This window comes from Variovorax sp. Root318D1 (assembly GCF_001424835.1).
Classification (GTDB): domain Bacteria; phylum Pseudomonadota; class Gammaproteobacteria; order Burkholderiales; family Burkholderiaceae_C; genus Variovorax.
Map to the genome: position 1 here is coordinate 266,419 of NZ_LMCQ01000021.1, position 16,944 is coordinate 283,362.

14 protein-coding genes and 1 pseudogene are annotated in these 16,944 nt (G+C 67.3%); 9 read left to right on the forward strand and 6 right to left on the reverse strand.

Annotated elements, in window-relative coordinates:
• Positions 1–18: 18 nt before the first annotated feature.
• Complete coding sequence (locus ASC78_RS19765; protein WP_055804981.1) at positions 19–792, reverse strand: GntR family transcriptional regulator; 774 nt, start codon at positions 790–792, stop codon at positions 19–21.
• Positions 789–1,895: an aromatic ring-hydroxylating dioxygenase subunit alpha gene (locus tag ASC78_RS19770; RefSeq protein ID WP_055804984.1), complete on the reverse strand. Its 1,107-nt coding sequence runs from the start codon at positions 1,893–1,895 to the stop codon at positions 789–791. The genes ASC78_RS19765 and ASC78_RS19770 overlap by 4 nt, the downstream gene beginning before the upstream one ends.
• A 144-nt stretch (positions 1,896–2,039) precedes the next feature.
• On the opposite strand from ASC78_RS19770, the gene ASC78_RS19775 reads away from it, so the two are divergent.
• Genes ASC78_RS19775 through ASC78_RS19785 form a run of 3 tightly spaced genes read left to right on the forward strand, consistent with a single transcriptional unit; the run spans position 2,040 to position 5,284 of the window.
• Complete coding sequence (locus ASC78_RS19775; RefSeq protein WP_055805106.1) at positions 2,040–3,161, forward strand: 5-methyltetrahydropteroyltriglutamate--homocysteine S-methyltransferase; 1,122 nt, start codon at positions 2,040–2,042, stop codon at positions 3,159–3,161.
• Positions 3,162–3,187: 26 nt separating this feature from the next.
• Entirely contained in the window at positions 3,188–3,865 is a 678-nt protein-coding gene (locus tag ASC78_RS19780; RefSeq protein WP_055804987.1) for a glutathione S-transferase family protein, read from the forward strand.
• Between the two features lie 39 nt (positions 3,866–3,904).
• Entirely contained in the window at positions 3,905–5,284 is a 1,380-nt protein-coding gene (locus ASC78_RS19785; RefSeq protein ID WP_055804990.1) for a phospholipase D-like domain-containing protein, read from the forward strand.
• On the opposite strand, the gene ASC78_RS19790 is transcribed toward ASC78_RS19785, so the two are convergent.
• Entirely contained in the window at positions 5,262–5,960 is a 699-nt protein-coding gene (locus ASC78_RS19790; protein WP_055804992.1) for a TetR/AcrR family transcriptional regulator, read from the reverse strand. The two genes, ASC78_RS19785 and ASC78_RS19790, sit on opposite strands and share 23 nt — an antisense overlap.
• A 136-nt stretch (positions 5,961–6,096) precedes the next feature.
• Here ASC78_RS19790 and ASC78_RS19795 point away from each other — a divergent pair, with 136 nt between their 5' ends.
• The 5 genes from ASC78_RS19795 to ASC78_RS19815 all read left to right on the forward strand — a co-directional run bounded on the left by ASC78_RS19795 (position 6,097) and on the right by ASC78_RS19815 (position 12,785).
• Complete coding sequence (locus ASC78_RS19795) at positions 6,097–7,107, forward strand: HlyD family efflux transporter periplasmic adaptor subunit (protein ID WP_055804995.1); 1,011 nt, start codon at positions 6,097–6,099, stop codon at positions 7,105–7,107.
• Between the two features lie 72 nt (positions 7,108–7,179).
• Positions 7,180–8,973, forward strand: coding sequence for an ATP-binding cassette domain-containing protein (locus ASC78_RS19800; RefSeq protein ID WP_055804999.1), 1,794 nt, complete (start codon positions 7,180–7,182; stop codon positions 8,971–8,973).
• The gene (locus ASC78_RS19805) at positions 8,970–10,106 is read left to right on the forward strand and encodes an ABC transporter permease (RefSeq protein ID WP_055805001.1); all 1,137 of its coding nucleotides are present in this window, start codon (positions 8,970–8,972) and stop codon (positions 10,104–10,106) included. Before ASC78_RS19800 ends, ASC78_RS19805 begins: the two co-directional genes overlap by 4 nt.
• 12 nt (positions 10,107–10,118) lie before the next feature.
• Complete coding sequence (locus ASC78_RS19810; RefSeq protein WP_055805004.1) at positions 10,119–11,237, forward strand: ABC transporter permease; 1,119 nt, start codon at positions 10,119–10,121, stop codon at positions 11,235–11,237.
• A 15-nt stretch (positions 11,238–11,252) separates the two neighbouring features.
• Positions 11,253–12,785 carry an efflux transporter outer membrane subunit gene (locus ASC78_RS19815; RefSeq protein ID WP_055805007.1) on the forward strand — a complete coding sequence of 511 codons (1,533 nt, stop codon included), beginning with the start codon at positions 11,253–11,255 and terminating at the stop codon, positions 12,783–12,785.
• Here ASC78_RS19815 and ASC78_RS19820 read toward each other — a convergent pair.
• Positions 12,782–13,834, reverse strand: a complete 1,053-nt coding sequence (locus tag ASC78_RS19820) for an ROK family protein (protein WP_055805109.1) — start codon at positions 13,832–13,834, stop codon at positions 12,782–12,784. The genes ASC78_RS19815 and ASC78_RS19820 overlap by 4 nt on opposite strands.
• Before the next feature lie 111 nt (positions 13,835–13,945).
• Here ASC78_RS19820 and ASC78_RS19825 point away from each other — a divergent pair, with 111 nt between their 5' ends.
• Positions 13,946–15,478, forward strand: coding sequence for an ABC transporter permease/substrate-binding protein (locus ASC78_RS19825; protein ID WP_200934333.1), 1,533 nt, complete (start codon positions 13,946–13,948; stop codon positions 15,476–15,478).
• Positions 15,479–15,491: 13 nt separating this feature from the next.
• Here ASC78_RS19825 and ASC78_RS28085 read toward each other — a convergent pair.
• Together ASC78_RS28085 and ASC78_RS19830 are read right to left on the reverse strand one after the other, a co-directional pair.
• On the reverse strand, positions 15,492–15,672 hold a 181-nt coding region (locus tag ASC78_RS28085), incomplete at its 5' end, for an aldehyde dehydrogenase family protein (RefSeq protein ID WP_055799130.1).
• A 1-nt stretch (position 15,673) separates the two neighbouring features.
• Positions 15,674–16,944, reverse strand: a pseudogene (locus ASC78_RS19830) (aldehyde dehydrogenase family protein); the annotation flags it as partial.

Genomic DNA, 16,944 nt, shown 5'->3' on the forward strand with positions numbered 1-16,944 from the left:
AAAAAGGAAATCGGCCGCTCAGCCGCGGCGGCGGATCAGCTGCACGCCGGGCAAGGGGCGCTGCTCGGCGGTAGGCGTGCCGTGCAGCGCCTCGCGCAGGTTGCGCCGCGCAATGCGGCTGTGCTCGCGCATCAGCGCCTCGGCACGCGAGCCTTCGCCGGCCTCGATGGCGTCGAGCACCTGCAGGTGCTGGTCTTGGGCAATCACGAGCATGTCGCGCGCGGCAGGCGAGTTGGCCTGCACGATGACGAAGCCGGACGGCGACGCGAACGGCAGGTTGATCACGCGCTCGAGCTGCTGCGCGATGACCGGGCTTGCCGCCATTTCGCACAGAAGCGAATGGAACTTCTCGTTGTGCGTGACGTAGCGCGAAAACGCCGCATCGTCGAGCGCGGGTTCGCGCAGCAGTTCATCGATGCGTGCCAGACAGGCGCGCGCTTCGCGCAGCACCACCGGCGCCGCGCCGCGCTCGGCCGCAAGCCGCGCCACCAGGCCTTCGAGCGTGCCGCGCAGCTCGATGGCATCGGCCACGTCGCGTTCGGAAAAAGTACGCACTGCGTAGCCACCGTTGGGCAGCGCCTCGAGCAGGCCTTCTTGTTCCAGCCGCATGAGCGCGCTGCGCACTGGCGTGCGTGAAACGCCGAGCTGCTCGGAGATGGCCACCTCGGCAATGCGTGCGCCGCCCGGCAGTTCGCCGGCCAGGATCATTTCGCGCAATCGCAGCTGTGCCTTCACCGCCTGCGAGCTGCCGCCATCGCCGGATTCGACGGGTGATACGGCCGCGACCTTCATGCGGCGCTCTTCTCGACGGGACGGATCGGGATCGAAGCGCGCGCGGGCGTTTCCTTCTCGACCATTCGGTCGATCAGCCGACGCGCCCACATCGAGCCCGCGTCGATGTTGAGGTTGTAGAACTGATGGTCGGGCCGCTCGTCCATGGCCTTTTGCTGCGCCTCGAGCACGAGCTCGTCCTCGCGGAAGATGCCCGCCACGCCTTCACGCAGCTCGTGCGTGAGGCGCTGTTCGCCCAGGCAGTAGTTGCGCGCAAAGGCCCAGAAATAGAGGCAGGTTTTGTCGGTCTCGGGCGTGATGGTGTTGAGCACGTAGCCGTTCACGCCCTTGCTGCGGTCGCCGGGGTCGCCGCCCTTCGGCACCGCGCCGCTGCCCGCCTCGGCCACGCCGACGTCGATGTTCACGGTGCACGGCCCTTCGAAGCGGATGATCTGCCAGCGATCGACCTTGCCGGCGTAGCCGCGCGCATGGCGGATCTGGCCGCCCCAGAACGGCGGTGGATCGATGTTCTCCATCCACCGCGTGACGGTGGCCGAGCGGTCGCCGTGCGTGGCAACGAATGGCGCCTCGGCCACTTCGCGATTGCCGATGGAAGAACCGTGCACGAAGGTCTCGTGCGTCAGGTCCATGAGGTTGTCGACCACCAGGCGGTAGTCGCAGTTCACGCGAATCATCTTGCCGTCGCCGGCCCATGCCGGGTCGTCGTTCCAGTGCATGTCGGGCACCAGTGCCGGGTCGGCCTTGGCCGGATCGCCGGGCCAGATCCAGACGAAGCGGTGCTTCTCGACCACCGGGAAGCTGCGCACGCAAGCCGAAGGGTTCAGCGTTTCCTGGCTCGGCATGTGGGTGCAGCGGCCCTGGCTGTTGTAGACCAGACCGTGGTAGCCGCACACCAGTTCGTCGCCTTCGAGTTTGCCCAGCGAGAGCGGCATCAGCCGGTGCCAGCAGGCGTCTTCGAGCGCGGCAACCTGCCCGTCGGTACGGCGGTACAGCACCAGTTTTTCGTTGCAGATCGTGCGCGGCAGCAGCGCATGACGCACTTCGACGTCATAGGCGGCGGCATACCAGGCGTTCAATGGAAAGGCGGTCGTGGGCGTTTTCATGAATACTCAATGTATACATAAACTCAGAAATATCCAGTGAAATTCCTTAAAATCAGGGTAAATACTGACTTCAATGTATACATATAGACGTGTTTCCGAGGCGATACGATGTTCGATTCGTTTTCAGCCACGACGGAGATCAACATGTCACAGCACGCCGCCCTGCCCGCCCGTTACGACCACGTTGGCAGCTTCCTGCGCCCTAAATACCTGCTCGAAGCGCGCGAGCAGAAGGCCAAGGGCGAGATCACGCCCGAGCAGCTCCGCAAGGTCGAAGACAAGGCCATCACCGAGATCGTCCGCTTCCAGGAAGACATCGGCCTGAAGAGCATCACCGACGGCGAGTTCCGCCGCACGTATTTCCACATCGACTTTCTCGACCAGCTCGGCGGCGTGAAGACCGACATCCCGGTCACCATCCGCAGGCCCGACGGCACCGAGGAACTCGCGCCGCCGGCCATGCGCGTGATCGACAAAGTGCGCCACGTGAAGGACATCCAGCTGGCTGACTTCCAATACCTGAAGAGCCAAGTCTCGGCCGGCCGGACACCGAAGGTGACGATTCCTTCGCCCACCATGCTGCACTTCCGTGGCGGCCGCGCCGGCATCAGCAAGGACGCGTATCCCGAGCTCGATCCGGTGTTCTACGACGACGTGGCCAAGGCCTATGGCGACGAGCTGCGCTCGCTGGCCGCAGCGGGCTGCACCTACGTTCAGATGGACGACACCAACCTGGCCTACCTGTGCGACGAGCACATGCGCGAAGCCGCCCGCAAGCGCGGCGACGACCCGAACGAACTGCCGCACCGCTATGCCGCGTTCATCAACAAGGTGGTGGCGCAAAAGCCGCCGGGAATGCTGCTGGCCATGCACCTGTGCCGCGGCAACTTCAAGAGCACGCACGCCGCGGCCGGCAACTACGAGCCGGTGGCCGAGGCGCTCCTGAAGGAGATGGACCTGGACGCCTACTTCATGGAATACGACGACGCCCGCTCGGGCGACTTCAAGCCACTGCGCTACCTGCCCAAGGGCAAGACCGTGGTGCTGGGCCTCGTGACCACCAAGTTCGGCGAGATGGAAGACAAGGACGAACTCAAGCGCCGCATCGAGGACGCCGCGAAGTACGCCCCGCTCGAACAACTCGCGCTCTCGCCGCAGTGCGGCTTCTCGAGCACGGTGCACGGCAACAACATTGCGGTGGAAGCGCAGCGCAACAAGCTGCGCCTCGTCGTGGAGACCGCACAAGAGGTCTGGGGCTCGACCTGAACCGTCATTTCTGATGTAGTCGGGGCATGACGACGACGACCACAAAAATCTACTCAGGCCCCCTCAGCATGTTCGGCGCGAAGGTGCAGATCGCCGCGCTCGAAAAAGGCATCGACTTCGAGCTGATCATGGTGCCGTTCACCAAAGGCGACGCCTACGAGCCCAAGCACCCGGATGTGCTGCGCATCAACCCCGTCAAGCAGCAGGTGCCGGTGCTGATCGACGGCGACGTCGAGCTCTTCGACTCGACGCAGATCTTCGAATACCTCGAAGACCGCTACCCCACCCCCGCGCTGTGGCCCCAAGGCATTGCCGAACGGGCGCGCGCGCGGCAGCTGGAGCAGAAGTCGGACGAGGTCCTTTTTCCCAATGTGATCAGGCTCTTCGGCCTGCAGCACGACATGCAAAGCGCGCCCGCGATGGCCGCCTGCGCCGCCTGCGCCCGCTACTACGACGAGATGGAAGACCTGCTGGCCACGCGCGAATACCTCGCCGGCCCGTACTCCTTCGCCGACATCGCCTTCTACATGGCCTGCATCTTTGCCGACCGTAAGGGTGCGCGCATGACGCAGGCTACGCCGCGGCTCCTGGCCTGGCGCAGCCGCATGGGCGAGCGGCCCGCGGTGCGAACGGTGGTCGATCCGATGATGCATTTCCTGGCTTCCGAAGGGCGCGACGTGGCCTCGTTCCTGATGCCGCGCTGATCGCTGGCCGCACCCCGGGTCCTCAGGCATCATTGCCGCATGCCGAACTCGAGTTTCGACTGGCTTCCTTCACCGTCACAGCATTTCCTCGTCGTCACCTTCGCGCTGCTGGTCTATGTGCTGACCACGCGCGCGCGCCGCGAACAGCGGGCACCCACCACGGCCATTGCCTGGGTCATGGGGCTGGTGCTCATGCCCTACTTCATCCTGCCGATCTATCTCTTGTTCGGCCAGCGCAAGCTGCGTCCGGCGGGCTCGCCGCGGCCGCCGCGCTCGGTGCCGCCGGGGCATTGGGCGGCGGACCTGATCGAGAGCTTCGGCCTCGCGCCGCCGGGATGCTGCGCGATCCGCATGCATGCCGACGGTGAAGCCGCGCGCGAGGCGCTGTGGCAGGTGATCGACGGCGCACGCGAGCGCATCGACGTGTGCACCTTCATCATCGGCGACGACGCGCTGGGCCGCGCCGTCATCGAGCGGCTGGCGCAGCGTGCCCGCGAAGGCATCAAGGTGCGCGTGCTGCTCGACGGCTTCGGCGCGCTGACGCTGCCGCGCCGCCACTTCGAAGTGCTGCGCGCTGCGGGCGGCGAGGTCACGGTGTTCCGCCCGTTTTTCAGCCTGCGCCGCATCGGGCCGCGCAACCTGCGCAACCACCGCAAGTTCACCATCGCCGACGACGGCTGGCTGTGGTCGGGCGGTCGCAACCTCGCCGGCGAATACTTCACCGGCAACGATAAGCATCCCGAAGGCTGGCGCGATCTTTCATTCGACCTGCGCGGCAGCGTCGCCGCCGCCGCGGCCCGCCAGTTCGACCACGACTGGAGTTCGGTGCGCGGGCGCAAGGCGCGCGCAATCACCGCAGACGACGTCGATGAAAACGCGGGCGGCGCCATGGCGCAGTTCCTGCCGAGCGGCCCTGACCAGACCGAGGACACGGCCCATGCGCTGCTCATCGACGCCTGCTTTCGGGCCGAGCACCGCGTGCTCGCGATCACGCCCTACTTCGTGCCCGGCGACGGCCTGCGCGATGCACTTCGGTTGGCTGCGCGGCGTGGCGTGCAGGTGACCATCGCGATGCCCGCGCGATCGAACCACCGCCTGGCCGATTTCGTGCGCGCACGCGCCATGCGCGACCTGGCCCGTGCGGGCGTAAGTTTTCGCATGCTGCCCTTCATGGCGCATGCCAAGGCCGTGGTGGTCGACAACGAGCTGGCCATGTGCGGCTCCATCAACCTGGACCTGCGCAGCCTGCTGCTCAATCACGAGGCAGCCGTGGTGTTCTACGGCCCGCGCGAGATCGACTGGCTGGCCGAGTGGATCGACACCACGGCTTCCGCCGGAGAACCCTACCGCGCGCGGCGGCCGGGCCTCGTGCGCGACGTGGCCGAGGGGCTGCTGCTCACCGTCGCTTTCCAGTTGTAGCAGGCGCCTGCGCCTTGGCGTCCTTCGCCAGCGCATCGAGCCCTGCGAACACGTAGCGCATCATGTCGTCCGCCAAGCCTTCGGCGTCCTTGAGAGCCGGCAGCACCTCGTTGCGCAGGTTTCTGGGCGCCACCGTCATCACGATGCAGGGCAGCACCACGAACAGCATGGCGCGCTGCACCGAGGGATGATCGTCGGGCAAACCCATGATGCCGCCGATCAGGCCGCGGATCAGCTTGGCCTTGGGTAGCACCGCCTGCCGGATCAGCACCGGCAGAGCCGGCGAAGGCGAAAGCGCCTCGCGCAGCACCACGCGAAAACCCCAGGGCGCCTTGGGCTGGCTCCCCATCTCGATCAGGTGCGTGAGAAAGGTCCGCAGCTTGAGCCGTGGATCGGTCGGCACGCTGGCCAGGCTGACCAGCTCGTCGATGCTCACGAGCTGTCGGTGCGCCTCGATCAGCACGGCCTCGTAAAGGCCGTCCCTGCTGCCGAAGTGGTAGTTGACGGCGGCCATGTTGGTGCCGGCGCGCGTGCAGATCTCCTTGCTGGTGCTCTCGGCAAAGCCACGTTCCGCAAACAGCTGGCCCGCGGTTTCGAGGATGTGCAGGCGCGTGGCGCTGCCGTCGGTGCGAGAGGTGCGCGGAATGCGTGCCGCAGCCGGGCGTGGGACGGGCATGCGAGCGTCGGAAGATCGGATGCTGGGAGAGCGGGAAGCCATGGCCCAAGGTTAATCGAAATGAAAAAATACTTCAAATTCAAATTTCAATTTGATAATATCCGACCTGATTCGAAAATCGGCAGGAGCCCGCCCCATGAACAAGAAACCCCTCATTGCCGCTGCCGTCGTGGTGTTGGCCGCCACAGCGGGCGGCTGGTGGTACTTGCATCGTTCGGCCACGCCGTCCAACCAACTCGTGCTGTACGGCAACGTCGACGTGCGCCAGGTCTCTCTGGCGTTCAACGCCAATGACCGCGTGGCCGAACTCGCAGTGCGGGAAGGCGACCACGTGCGCGCGGGGCAGTTGCTGGGCAGGCTCGACACCCGCTCGCTCGTGCTGCGCGTGGCCCAGTCGCAGGCGCGCATCGGCGTGCAGGAGCAAGCCCTGCTGCGCCTGAAGACCGGCAGCCGACCCGAAGAACTGGCGCAGGCCGGCGCTCAAGTGGCCGCAGCGCAGGCCGATGCCGACCTTGCACAGCAGCAGCTCGCGCGCCTGCAGGCCATTGGTCAGACCACTGCCGGCCGCGCCGTGAGTCAGCAAGACCTCGACAGCGCCCAGGCCCGCCGCAAGGTGGCGATGGCGCAACTGCAAAACGCGCGCAAGGCTCAGCAGCTCGCCGTTGCCGGTCCACGCAAGGAAGACATCGCGCAGGCGCAGGCCCAGCTCGAATCCGCCCGCGCCGATCTCGCGCTCATGAACCACCAGCTGCAGGAGGCCGAACTCAAGTCGCCCATCGATGCCGTGGTGCGCGCCCGCCTGCTCGAGCCCGGCGACATGGCCTCCCCGCAGCGCCCGGCTTTCACGCTGGCCATCACCGATCCCAAGTGGGTGCGCGCCTACGTGGCCGAGCCCGACCTCGGCCGCGTGCGGCCCGGCCAGGAGGCCCGCGTGACCACCGATAGCCACCCCGGCCAGCCGATCGCGGGCAAGGTGGGCTACATCTCGTCGGTGGCCGAGTTCACGCCCAAGACGGTGCAGACCGAGGAACTGCGCAGCAGCCTGGTCTACGAAATCCGCGTGATGGTCGACGACAAGGAAGACCGGTTGCGGCTCGGCATGCCGGCCACCGTGCGGCTGCAGCTGTCTCCGAACGGCAAGCCGTGATGACGGATCTCATCGACCGTCGTTGCGCATTGCTCCCTCAGGAGCAAGACCGCATGCTCGGAGGGATGTTGAATGCTGCGCACTGAGCCCGCCGTCAGCGGACGCTCCCTGCACAAGCGCTTCGTGGTCAAGGCCTCGAAGCAGACGGTGCGCGCACTCGACAACGTGTCACTCGATGTGCCGGCCGGCACGCTCACTGCGCTGGTCGGGCCCGATGGCGCGGGCAAGACCACGCTGCTGCGGCTCATGGCTGGCCTGATGCGCGCCGACGAAGGAGAACTGCGCGTGCTGGGCATCGATGTATCGACCAACCCGCAGGCGGTGCAGGACCTCATCAGCTACATGCCGCAGCGCTTCGGCCTCTACGACGACCTGAGCGTGCAGGAGAACCTCGACCTCTACGCCGACCTGCACGGCGTGTCCGCCAGCCAACGCCGCGAACGCTATGCGCGGCTGATGGAAATGACCGACCTCGGCCAATTCACCGGCCGCCCCGCGGGCAAGCTCTCGGGCGGCATGAAGCAGAAGCTCGGCCTGGCCTGCACGCTGGTGCGTTCGCCCGAGCTGCTGCTGCTCGACGAGCCCACTGTCGGCGTCGATCCCCTCTCGCGGCGCGAGCTCTGGCAGATCGTGCAGCAGCTGGTCGATGACGAAAAGCTTTCGGTCATCGTGAGCACCGCGTATCTCGACGAAGCCGAGCGCTGCAGCCACGTGTTCGTGCTGCGCGAGGGCCAGCTGATCGCAGAGGGCACGCCCGCCGAGATTCGCGGCCATGCGCAAGGCATGTGCTTCGTCGCCGCGCCGCCCGAGGGCGAGCCGCCGCGCCTGATGCAGGCCCGCCTGCTCGATGCGCGGCAGGACATCGTCGACGCCGTGCCGCAAGGCGGCGAGGTGCACTTCATCCGCCGCCAGGGCGCGGACGACGCGGCGCTCGAGAAGCTGCTGGACGGCGCGCGTGCCGAGCCCGTGCCGCCGCGGCTCGAAGACGGCTTCATGATGCTGCTGCGTGCGCACCCCGCTGCGGCGAACGTCGCGCCACCCGCTGCCGAGGGCCTTGCGCCAGCCGAAGGTGAGCCCGGCGAAGTGGTCATCGAGGTGAAAGACCTGGTGCGCCGATTCGGCGATTTCGTGGCCGTGGCGAGCACCAGCTTCTCGGTGCGGCGCGGCGAGATCTTCGGCCTGCTCGGACCCAACGGCGCGGGCAAGACCACCACCTTCCGCATGCTCTGCGGCCTCTTGCCCGCGAGCGGCGGTCAGCTGCGCGTGGCCGGCGTCGACCTGCGCCATGCGCGCGCACAGGCCCGGCAGCGCATCGGCTATGTGTCGCAGAAGTTCGCGCTCTACGGCAACCTCACGGTGCGCGAGAACCTCTCGTTCTTCGGCGGCGCCTACGGCCTGCGCGGCGAGAAGCTGCGCGAACGCATGGACACGGTGCTGCGGCAATTCGATCTCGAACGCGAACTCGATGCGCCCAGCGGGCAACTGCCCGGCGGCTACCGCCAGCGCCTGGCCATGGCCACCGGCCTGCTGCACGAGCCCGAGATCCTGTTTCTCGACGAGCCCACCAGCGGCGCCGACCCGTTGGCGCGCCGCGAGTTCTGGCGCCGCATCACGGCCCTGGCCGAAGGCGGCACCACCATCGTCATCACGACCCACTTCATGGAAGAAGCCGAGTACTGCGACCGCATCGTGATCCAGGACGCCGGCAAGGTGCTGGCCATCGGCACGCCGCGGGAGGTGCGCACCCAGGCGCTCGATGGCGAGGATCATGAAACGCGCATCGACATGGAGCAGGCCTTTATCGGCATTGTCGAGAAGGCGCGGCGGGAAGAGCGCGAAAAGAAGAACGAGAAGGTGGCGGCATGAGTGGCTTTTGGACCCGCCTCATCTCCCTCACGCGCAAGGAATTTCGCCAGCTGCTGCGCGACCGCAGCAACCTGGCCATCGGCATCCTGCTGCCGATGGTGCTGATCCTGATCTTCGGCTACGGCATGTCGCTCGACGTGAAGAACGCACCGGTCGGCGTGGTGCTCGAAGACCCGTCGCCCACGGCGCACGAAGCCATTGCCGGCCTGCAGCTTTCGCCCACCATCGCGCCCGTGCTGCTGGGCTCCATGCACGACGCCGAGGCGCTGATGCGCGAACGCAAGATCGACGGCATCGTCCGCGTGCCATCCGACTTTTCGCGCGCACTGGCCGCGGGCAATGCGCGCGTGCAGCTCATCGTGCATGGGGCCGACGCGGGGCGCGCGACCATCATCCAGGCCTACGTGAGCGGCGCACTCGCGCAAACGGCCCTGCGCCAGGCGGACCGCGGCGGCGGCGCCACCGGAGCCGACGCGCCCGCCACGGGCCGCGTGACGGTGGAGCAGCGCATGTGGTTCAACGCCGCGAACACCAGCACCTGGTACCTGGTGCCCGGGCTCATCGTGCTGATCATGACCCTGGTCGGCGCCTTTCTCACTGCACTGGTGATGGCCCGCGAATGGGAGCGCGGCACGCTCGAGGCGCTGTTCGTCACACCGGTGCGGCCGGTGGAAATTCTGCTGGCCAAGATCATTCCGTATTTCGCGGTCGGCATGCTGGGTTTGACGCTGTGCCTCCTGGCCGCGCGCTTCCTGTTCGCGGTGCCAATGGTCGGCTCGCTGTTCGCGGTGGTGCTCAGCTCCATGCTCTACCTCATCGTCGCAGTGAGCCTCGGCCTCGTGATTTCGTCGGTCACGCGGAACCAGTTTCTTGCGAGCCAGGTGGCGCTCATCGCCACGTTCATGCCGTCGATGATGCTGTCGGGCTTTTTGTTCGACCTGCGCAACGTGCCCGTTGCCGTGCGCGTGATCGGCCATGTGCTGCCCGCCACCTACTTCATGGACCTGATCAAGACGCTGTTCCTCGCGGGCGACGTCTGGCCGCTGATCTGGCGCAACTGCGCGGTCCTGCTCGCCTATGCCGTGGGCCTGCTGCTGCTCGCACGCGCCGTCACGCGCAAGAGCCTCGACTGAAGGACGGCACTCATGACCGACTTTCTGCTGCGCATCGCCAACCTCTGCAGGAAAGAGCTGCTCGCCATCTTCAAGGACCCGGCGAGCCGCGTGATCCTGTTCGTTCCGGCGATCATGCAAAGCCTGATCTTCGGCTACGCCGCTACCTACGATCTCTCGAACGTGCCTTACGCGTTGCTCGACCAGAGCCGCACGGGCGCATCGACCGAGCTGATTGCGCATCTCGACAGCACCGGCGTCTTCCACCGCGTGGCCACGCTGCGCACGCAGGCCGACATCCGCGAGGTGATCGATACCGAGAAGGCGCTCCTGGTGATCCAGATCGCACCCAACTTCGAGCAGCAGCTCAGTGCGGGTCAACCCGCGGCCATCCAGCTGATCCTGGATGCGCGCAACTCCAATACGGCGGGCTCCGCGGCCGGCTACGTGAGCGCGGTGGTCGAGCGCTACAACGCCGAACTGCGCACGCGCGCGGGCGCGCCGCCAAGCCCACTCACCATCGAGTCCCGCGCGTGGTTCAACCCGAACCTCCAGACACGCTGGAACCTGCTGCCCGGTCTGATCGCCGCGCTCAGCATGCTGCAGACGCTGCTGCTCACCGCACTCTCCGTGGCAAGGGAGCGCGAGCAAGGCACCTTCGACCAGCTGTTGGTCACGCCGATGTCGCCGCTCGAAATCATGATCGGCAAGGCGCTGCCGCCAATATCGGTCGGCCTTGCGCAGTCGACGCTGATCCTGCTGGTGGCGCTGTTCTGGTTTCGCATTCCGATGGCGGGCTCGCTGGCCACGCTCTACACCGGGCTGGTTTTCTTCACCGTGGCGAGCGTGGGCATCGGCCTCTCGATCTCGGCGGTGTCGGCCAACATGCAGCAGGCCATGCTCTACACCTTCGTGCTGCTGATGCCGATGATGCTGTTGTCGGGCCTGACCACGCCAGTGCGCAACATGCCGCACGCGCTGCAGGTGATCACCATGGCCAATCCGCTGCGCTTTGCGATCGACCTGGTGCAGCGCGTGTACCTCGAGGGCGTGGGCCTGGGCACCGTGTGGCACAACCTCATTCCGCTATCGATCATTGCCATCGTCACGCTGCCGCTGGCGGCCTGGCTGTTTCGCCACCGCCTGGTCTGAACCCGGGAGCACCGCATGTCTGCATCACGCACCCTCTTCTGCTGTTCCGCGCTCGCGCTTCTTCTTGCCGGTTGCGCCGTGGGGCCCGACCACCGGCCCGCGGAGGTGCAGGCGCCGGCCGACTGGTCTGCATGGCACGGCGGCTCGCCGGCGCTGCTCGGCACCGAGAGGACAGCGGCGTCAACGGCCGTTGCATCCGGCGATTGGAGGGCCTTCAACGATCCGCTGCTCGACCGGCTGCAGGCACGCGCGCTCGCGGCCAACCACGATCTTCAGACTGCTGCCCTTCGCTTTGCGCAAAGCCGCGTCCAGCGCACCGCGGCGGCGGCGCAGCAGGCACCGCAGCTCAATGCCAGCGGCAGCGTCAACCGGCAGCGCCAGAGCGAGACCGGCGCCGCCACCCGGATGATCGATGCGCTGGGTTCGTCGGTGTCCAACCGCGACCAGTTGATCCGCACCTTGAGCGAGCCCTACAACCTCTACCAGGCCGGCTTCGATGCGTCGTGGGAAATCGACCTGTGGGGCCGCGTTCGGCGCAGCATCGAGGCCGCCGATGCGGACGCCGGCGCATCGGCCGCCCTGTTGCGGCAGGCGCAGCAGAGCGTTCAGGCCGAGGTGGCGCGCAGCTACTTCGAACTGCGCGGTGCGCAGCGCGAACTGCGGCTGGCGCGCGCCGACATTGCGGCCGCGGCCGAATCGCTCGAGCTGGTGCAAGCGCGGGCCGACGGCGGCCTGGTCACCGACCTGGACCCGACGCGCCAGCGCACGCAATTGGCCGAGCTGCGCGCACGCATTCCGATGCTGCTGCAGCAGGAGGCCCAGGCCATGAACCAGATCACGCTGCTGACCGGTGCGTCGCCCGGCACGCTGAATGCCGACCTCGCTCAGCCCTCCGACGGCGCAGCCGACACGTTCGAAGCACTTCAGGGGCCGCCGCTGCCCGACCTTGCGCTGGGCCTGCCTTCCGACGTGGCGCGCCGGCGCCCTGACATTGCCGCGGCGGAAGCGCAGCTGCATGCCGCGACGGCGCGCATCGGCGTGGCCGTGGCGGACCTCTACCCGCGCGTCACGCTCGGCGCGGGCTTCGGCTACGAATCGGCCGGCAGCGAGCGCTTTGGCGAATGGGGCAGCCGGCAGTGGCACGTGGGCCCATCCATCAGCCTGCCGATCTTCGACAACGGCCGGCGCCGGAGCACGGTAACCCTGCGCGAACTGCAACAGCAGGAAGCCGCGGTGGCCTTCCAGCAGACGGTGCTCAAGGCATGGCACGAGATCGACTCCGCGCTGAGCGCCTACACCGCCGAACGCCAGCGCCATGCGGAGCTGGTCGAGCGCGAGCGCAGCAGCCGCGACGCGCTCACGCTGGCACATGCGCGCTATGCCAACGGACTCACGGACTTCGGCGTCGAGCTCGACGCCCGCCGCGCGCTTCTCCAGGCGAGGCGCGACCGGGTGCAAAGCACGAGCCGCATGGCGGTTGGCATGGTGGCCGTCTACAAGGCACTCGGCGGCGCCATGCCGTCCGCTGCCGCAGCGGCACCGGGTTAGAAGGTATTGGTGAAGCTCGCGTTGCCAAGGCCGGTGCCGATGGTCAGCACGCCCCAATGGGAAACATCGCGCATGAACGGGAGCTCGCTCAGCCCCTGCACTACCGCATCGTTGTGCATCAGGATCAGCGTGGGGCCGGAGCCGATCATCGGCATGCGGCGCCACAGCGCGCTGGGCAGGTGGAACGCGCGGCTTTCCCAATCGCCGGGCAGGTTCTGCGTGCCGCGCTCAATCGAGCCGTCCTTGCGAATGAGCCCCGGGCACGCGATGCCGATGAAAGGTGCGAGGCGGATGTCCTTGCGCTCGCAGTAGCGGACCATATCCTCCAGCATGAGCGCAATGCGCTCGACCATGTCGGTGCGATTCGGGCTGTCGTCCGCATGGCGCCACTTCTCGCGCCGCACCACCTTGGCCAGCGACAGGTCGCGCGCCTTGCGGCGGCGCGTCTTCACGATGCCGCATCGCACGTTGGTGCCGCCGATGTCCACGGCCAGGATGGCGTCGTGTTTCTTCAGCATGGCCGGCGGCGTGAGGTGCACCCAGCCGATCAGGCCGCCGTCGTCGACCTCGTGCGACAGCCGCCCGAGCTGTACGTGCACGCCCATGTCCTCGAGGATGGCCGCGGTCTGCAAAATGGCGCGCTCGCCCACGTCGCTTTCAGTGAAGCCGCCGCCCACCACGATGCGCTCCACCTTCTTCCATGAGGGCTGGCGCGTGAAGCGCTGGATCACCAAGGCCAGTTCTTCGGCAAACTCCTCGATGGCGGCATGCATCAGGTCGCCGGCATCCGAGGGCTTCTGCAGCACGCGGTCGAGCTGCTTCTTGCTTAGGTCGCGCGAGTGTGTTTTGCCCAATGGATCGGTACCGGCCTTGCGGCGGCGCTTGCGCCAGCGTTCGAGCAACTCCCTGAAGGCGGTCTGGCTGGCCTGGTCGCCGACGAAGCCGTCCTTGTCGCGCAGCTGCAGGCTGTAGCCCTCCACCCTGAGGCCCGGGAGCTCGCGCAGGCCGTGCACGTCGGGGCCGGGCAGGAGTTTGGCTTTCTTCTTCATGCCGGCCATGATGGGTGCGATTGCATCCGCCCAGCATCGGTAGCCCGCACCAGGGTTTGTAGGAGATGGGCGGGTGCCCCGACCGGGGCGATGTCTATACACTGGCCCCCGATGTGCCTGCCCCACCGCCGCATCCTGCGCGCCGCATTGTTGTTGTTCGCTATAGCCTGGCTCGGTGCCGCTGCGTCGGCGCAACCCGGCGAGGGCACGCTGCGCGTCGGGTCCAAGCGCTTCACCGAGTCGTACATCCTGGCCGAGCTGCTGGCCCAGACGGCGGCACCGCACACTGCATCGCCACCGGTGGTGCGACAGGGGCTGGGCAACACGGCCATCGTGTATGAAGCGCTGCGCTCGGGTGCCATCGACCTGTATGCCGAATACACCGGCACCATTGCACTCGAAATCCTCAAGGGCTCGCCGGCCGAAACGCGCGAGGCCATGAATGCGGCGCTGGCACCGCTGGGCCTGGGCGTGGCCATTCCGCTCGGCTTCAACGACGGCTATGCGCTGGCCGTTCGCGCGGCCGATGCCGAACGGCTGGGCCTGCGCACGCTGAGCGACCTGGCAAAACACCCCGAACTCAAACTGGGCCTCTCGAACGAATTCATCGGGCGCGCCGACGGCTGGAAGGGGCTGGCCGCACGCTACGGCTTCACGCAAACGCCGACCGGCCTCGACCATGGCCTGGCCTACGAAGCCGTGGCTGCGAAGCAGATCGACGCGATCGACATCTACACCACGGACGCCAAGATCGACCACCTCGGCCTGCGCGTGCTGGAAGACGACAAGAAATACTTCCCGCGCTACGACGCGGTGGTGCTCTACAAGCTCGACCTGCCGACGCGGCTGCCCAAGGCCTGGGCCGCGCTGCAGACGCTCGAAGGCCGCATCGACGAGCGCGCGATGATCGCGATGAATGCGCGCGCCGAGCTGCAAAGCGTGCCCTTCGACGCGATTGCGCGCGACTTTCTCGCCAGCACGGGCGGAAAGGCGCAGCCGCAAGATTCGAGGCGAGGCTTCGCCGCCAAGCTGTTCGGCCCCGATCTCTGGCAGCTCACGCGGCAGCACCTGATGCTGGTGGCGATTTCGGTGGGCGTTGCGATCCTGATCGGCGTGCCGCTCGCGATTCTGGTGTTTGCGCACGTGCGGCTGCGCGCGCTGGTGCTCGGCATCGCGAGCATCCTGCAAACCGTGCCGTCGCTTGCATTGCTGGCGGTGCTGATCTCGCTGCTCGGCGCGATCGGCGCGCTGCCCGCGCTGATTGCGCTCACGCTCTATTCGCTGCTGCCGATCATGCGCAACACGGTGACCGGCCTCGCCGAAGTGCCGAACGGCCTGCGCATGGCGGGCACCGCGCTTGGCATGACACCGCCGCAGAGCCTGCGGCTGGTGCTGCTGCCGCTCGCGCTGCCAACGCTGCTGGCGGGCGTTCGAACGGCCACGGCCATTGCCATTGGCACCGCGACCATCGCAGCCTTCATCGGTGCGGGCGGATTCGGCGAACGTATCGTGACCGGGTTGGCGCTCAACGACCGCGCGCTGCTGCTAGCGGGCGCGCTGCCGGCCGCGGCGCTGGCGCTGATGAGCGAGGGGATCTTCGAGCTGATCGAACTCGCAATGCGCCGCCGCCGCCGCAAAGGCTGAAACTCGCCGGGCCTCAAGCCAACGTATACGCCGTCTTCACCGTGGTGAAGAACTCCTGCGCATACTTGCCCTGCTCGCGCGGGCCGTAGCTGGAACCCTTGCGCCCGCCAAAGGGCACGTGGTAGTCCACCCCCGCCGTGGGCAGGTTCACCATCACCATGCCCGCCTGGCTGTGGCGCTTGAAGTGCGTGGCANCCCTTGCGCCCGCCAAAGGGCACGTGGTAGTCCACCCCCGCCGTGGGCAGGTTCACCATCACCATGCCCGCCTGGCTGTGGCGCTTGAAGTGCGTGGCATGCTTCAGGCTCGTGGTCGCAATCCCCGCCGACAGACCGAACTCCGTGTCGTTGGCCGTGGCCAGCGCCTCCTCGTAGTTCTTCACCCGGATCACGCTGGCCACCGGGCCGAAGATCTCTTCCTTGTTGATGCGCATGGCCGCGGCCGATTCGCTGAACAGCGCCGGCGACATGTAGTAGCCGTCCGTCTCCAGCTTCAGCCGCTCGCCGCCCGCGGCCAGCGTGGCGCCTTCGCCCTGGCCGATGGCCACGTACTCCAGGTCCTGCTCCAGCTGCGACTGGGAAGAGACCGGCCCGATGTCCGTGCCCTGGGCCAGTGCATCGCCCACCTTGATCTTGGCCATGCGGGTCTTCATCGCCTCGATGAACTTGGGATAGATGCCCTCGGTCACGATCAGCCGGCTGGACGCCGTGCAGCGCTGGCCGGTGGAGTAGAAGGCGCTTTGCACGCTCAGTTCCACCGCCTGGGCCAGGTCGGCGTCGTCCAGGACGATCTGCGGGTTCTTGCCGCCCATCTCCAGCTGCACCTTCTTGTGGTGGGTCACGCACTGCACCGCGATGTTGCGGCCCACGCCCACCGAGCCGGTGAAGCTGATGGCATGGATGCCGGGATGCTCGACCAGCGCATTGCCGATCACGCTGCCGCGGCCCATCACGAGGTTGAACACGCCCGCCGGGATGCCCGAGCGGTGGATGATCTCGGACAGCGCCCAGGCGCAGCCGGGCACGAGGTCGGCGGGCTTCAAGACCACGCAGTTGCCAAAAGCCAGGGCCGGGGCGATCTTCCAGGCCGGAATGGCGATGGGGAAGTTCCAGGGGGTGATGAGGCCCACGACGCCCACGGGCTCGCGGGTGATCTCGACACCGATGTTGGGGCGCACCGAGGGCAGCAGTTCGCCCGACAGGCGCAGGCATTCGCCGGCGAAGAACTTGAAGATCTGGCCGGCGCGRGTGGCTTCGCCGATGCCTTCGGCCTTGGTYTTGCCTTCTTCGCGGGCGAGCAGGGTGCCSAGYTCTTCCTTGCGCGCCAGGATCTCGGTGCCGATCTTGTCCAGGGCGTCGGAGCGCGCCTGGATGCTGCCGGTGGCCCAGGCGGGGAAGGCGGCGGTGGCGGCGGCCACGGCGGCCTCGACATCGGCGGCGCTGCCCTGGGCGTACTGGCCCAGCACGTC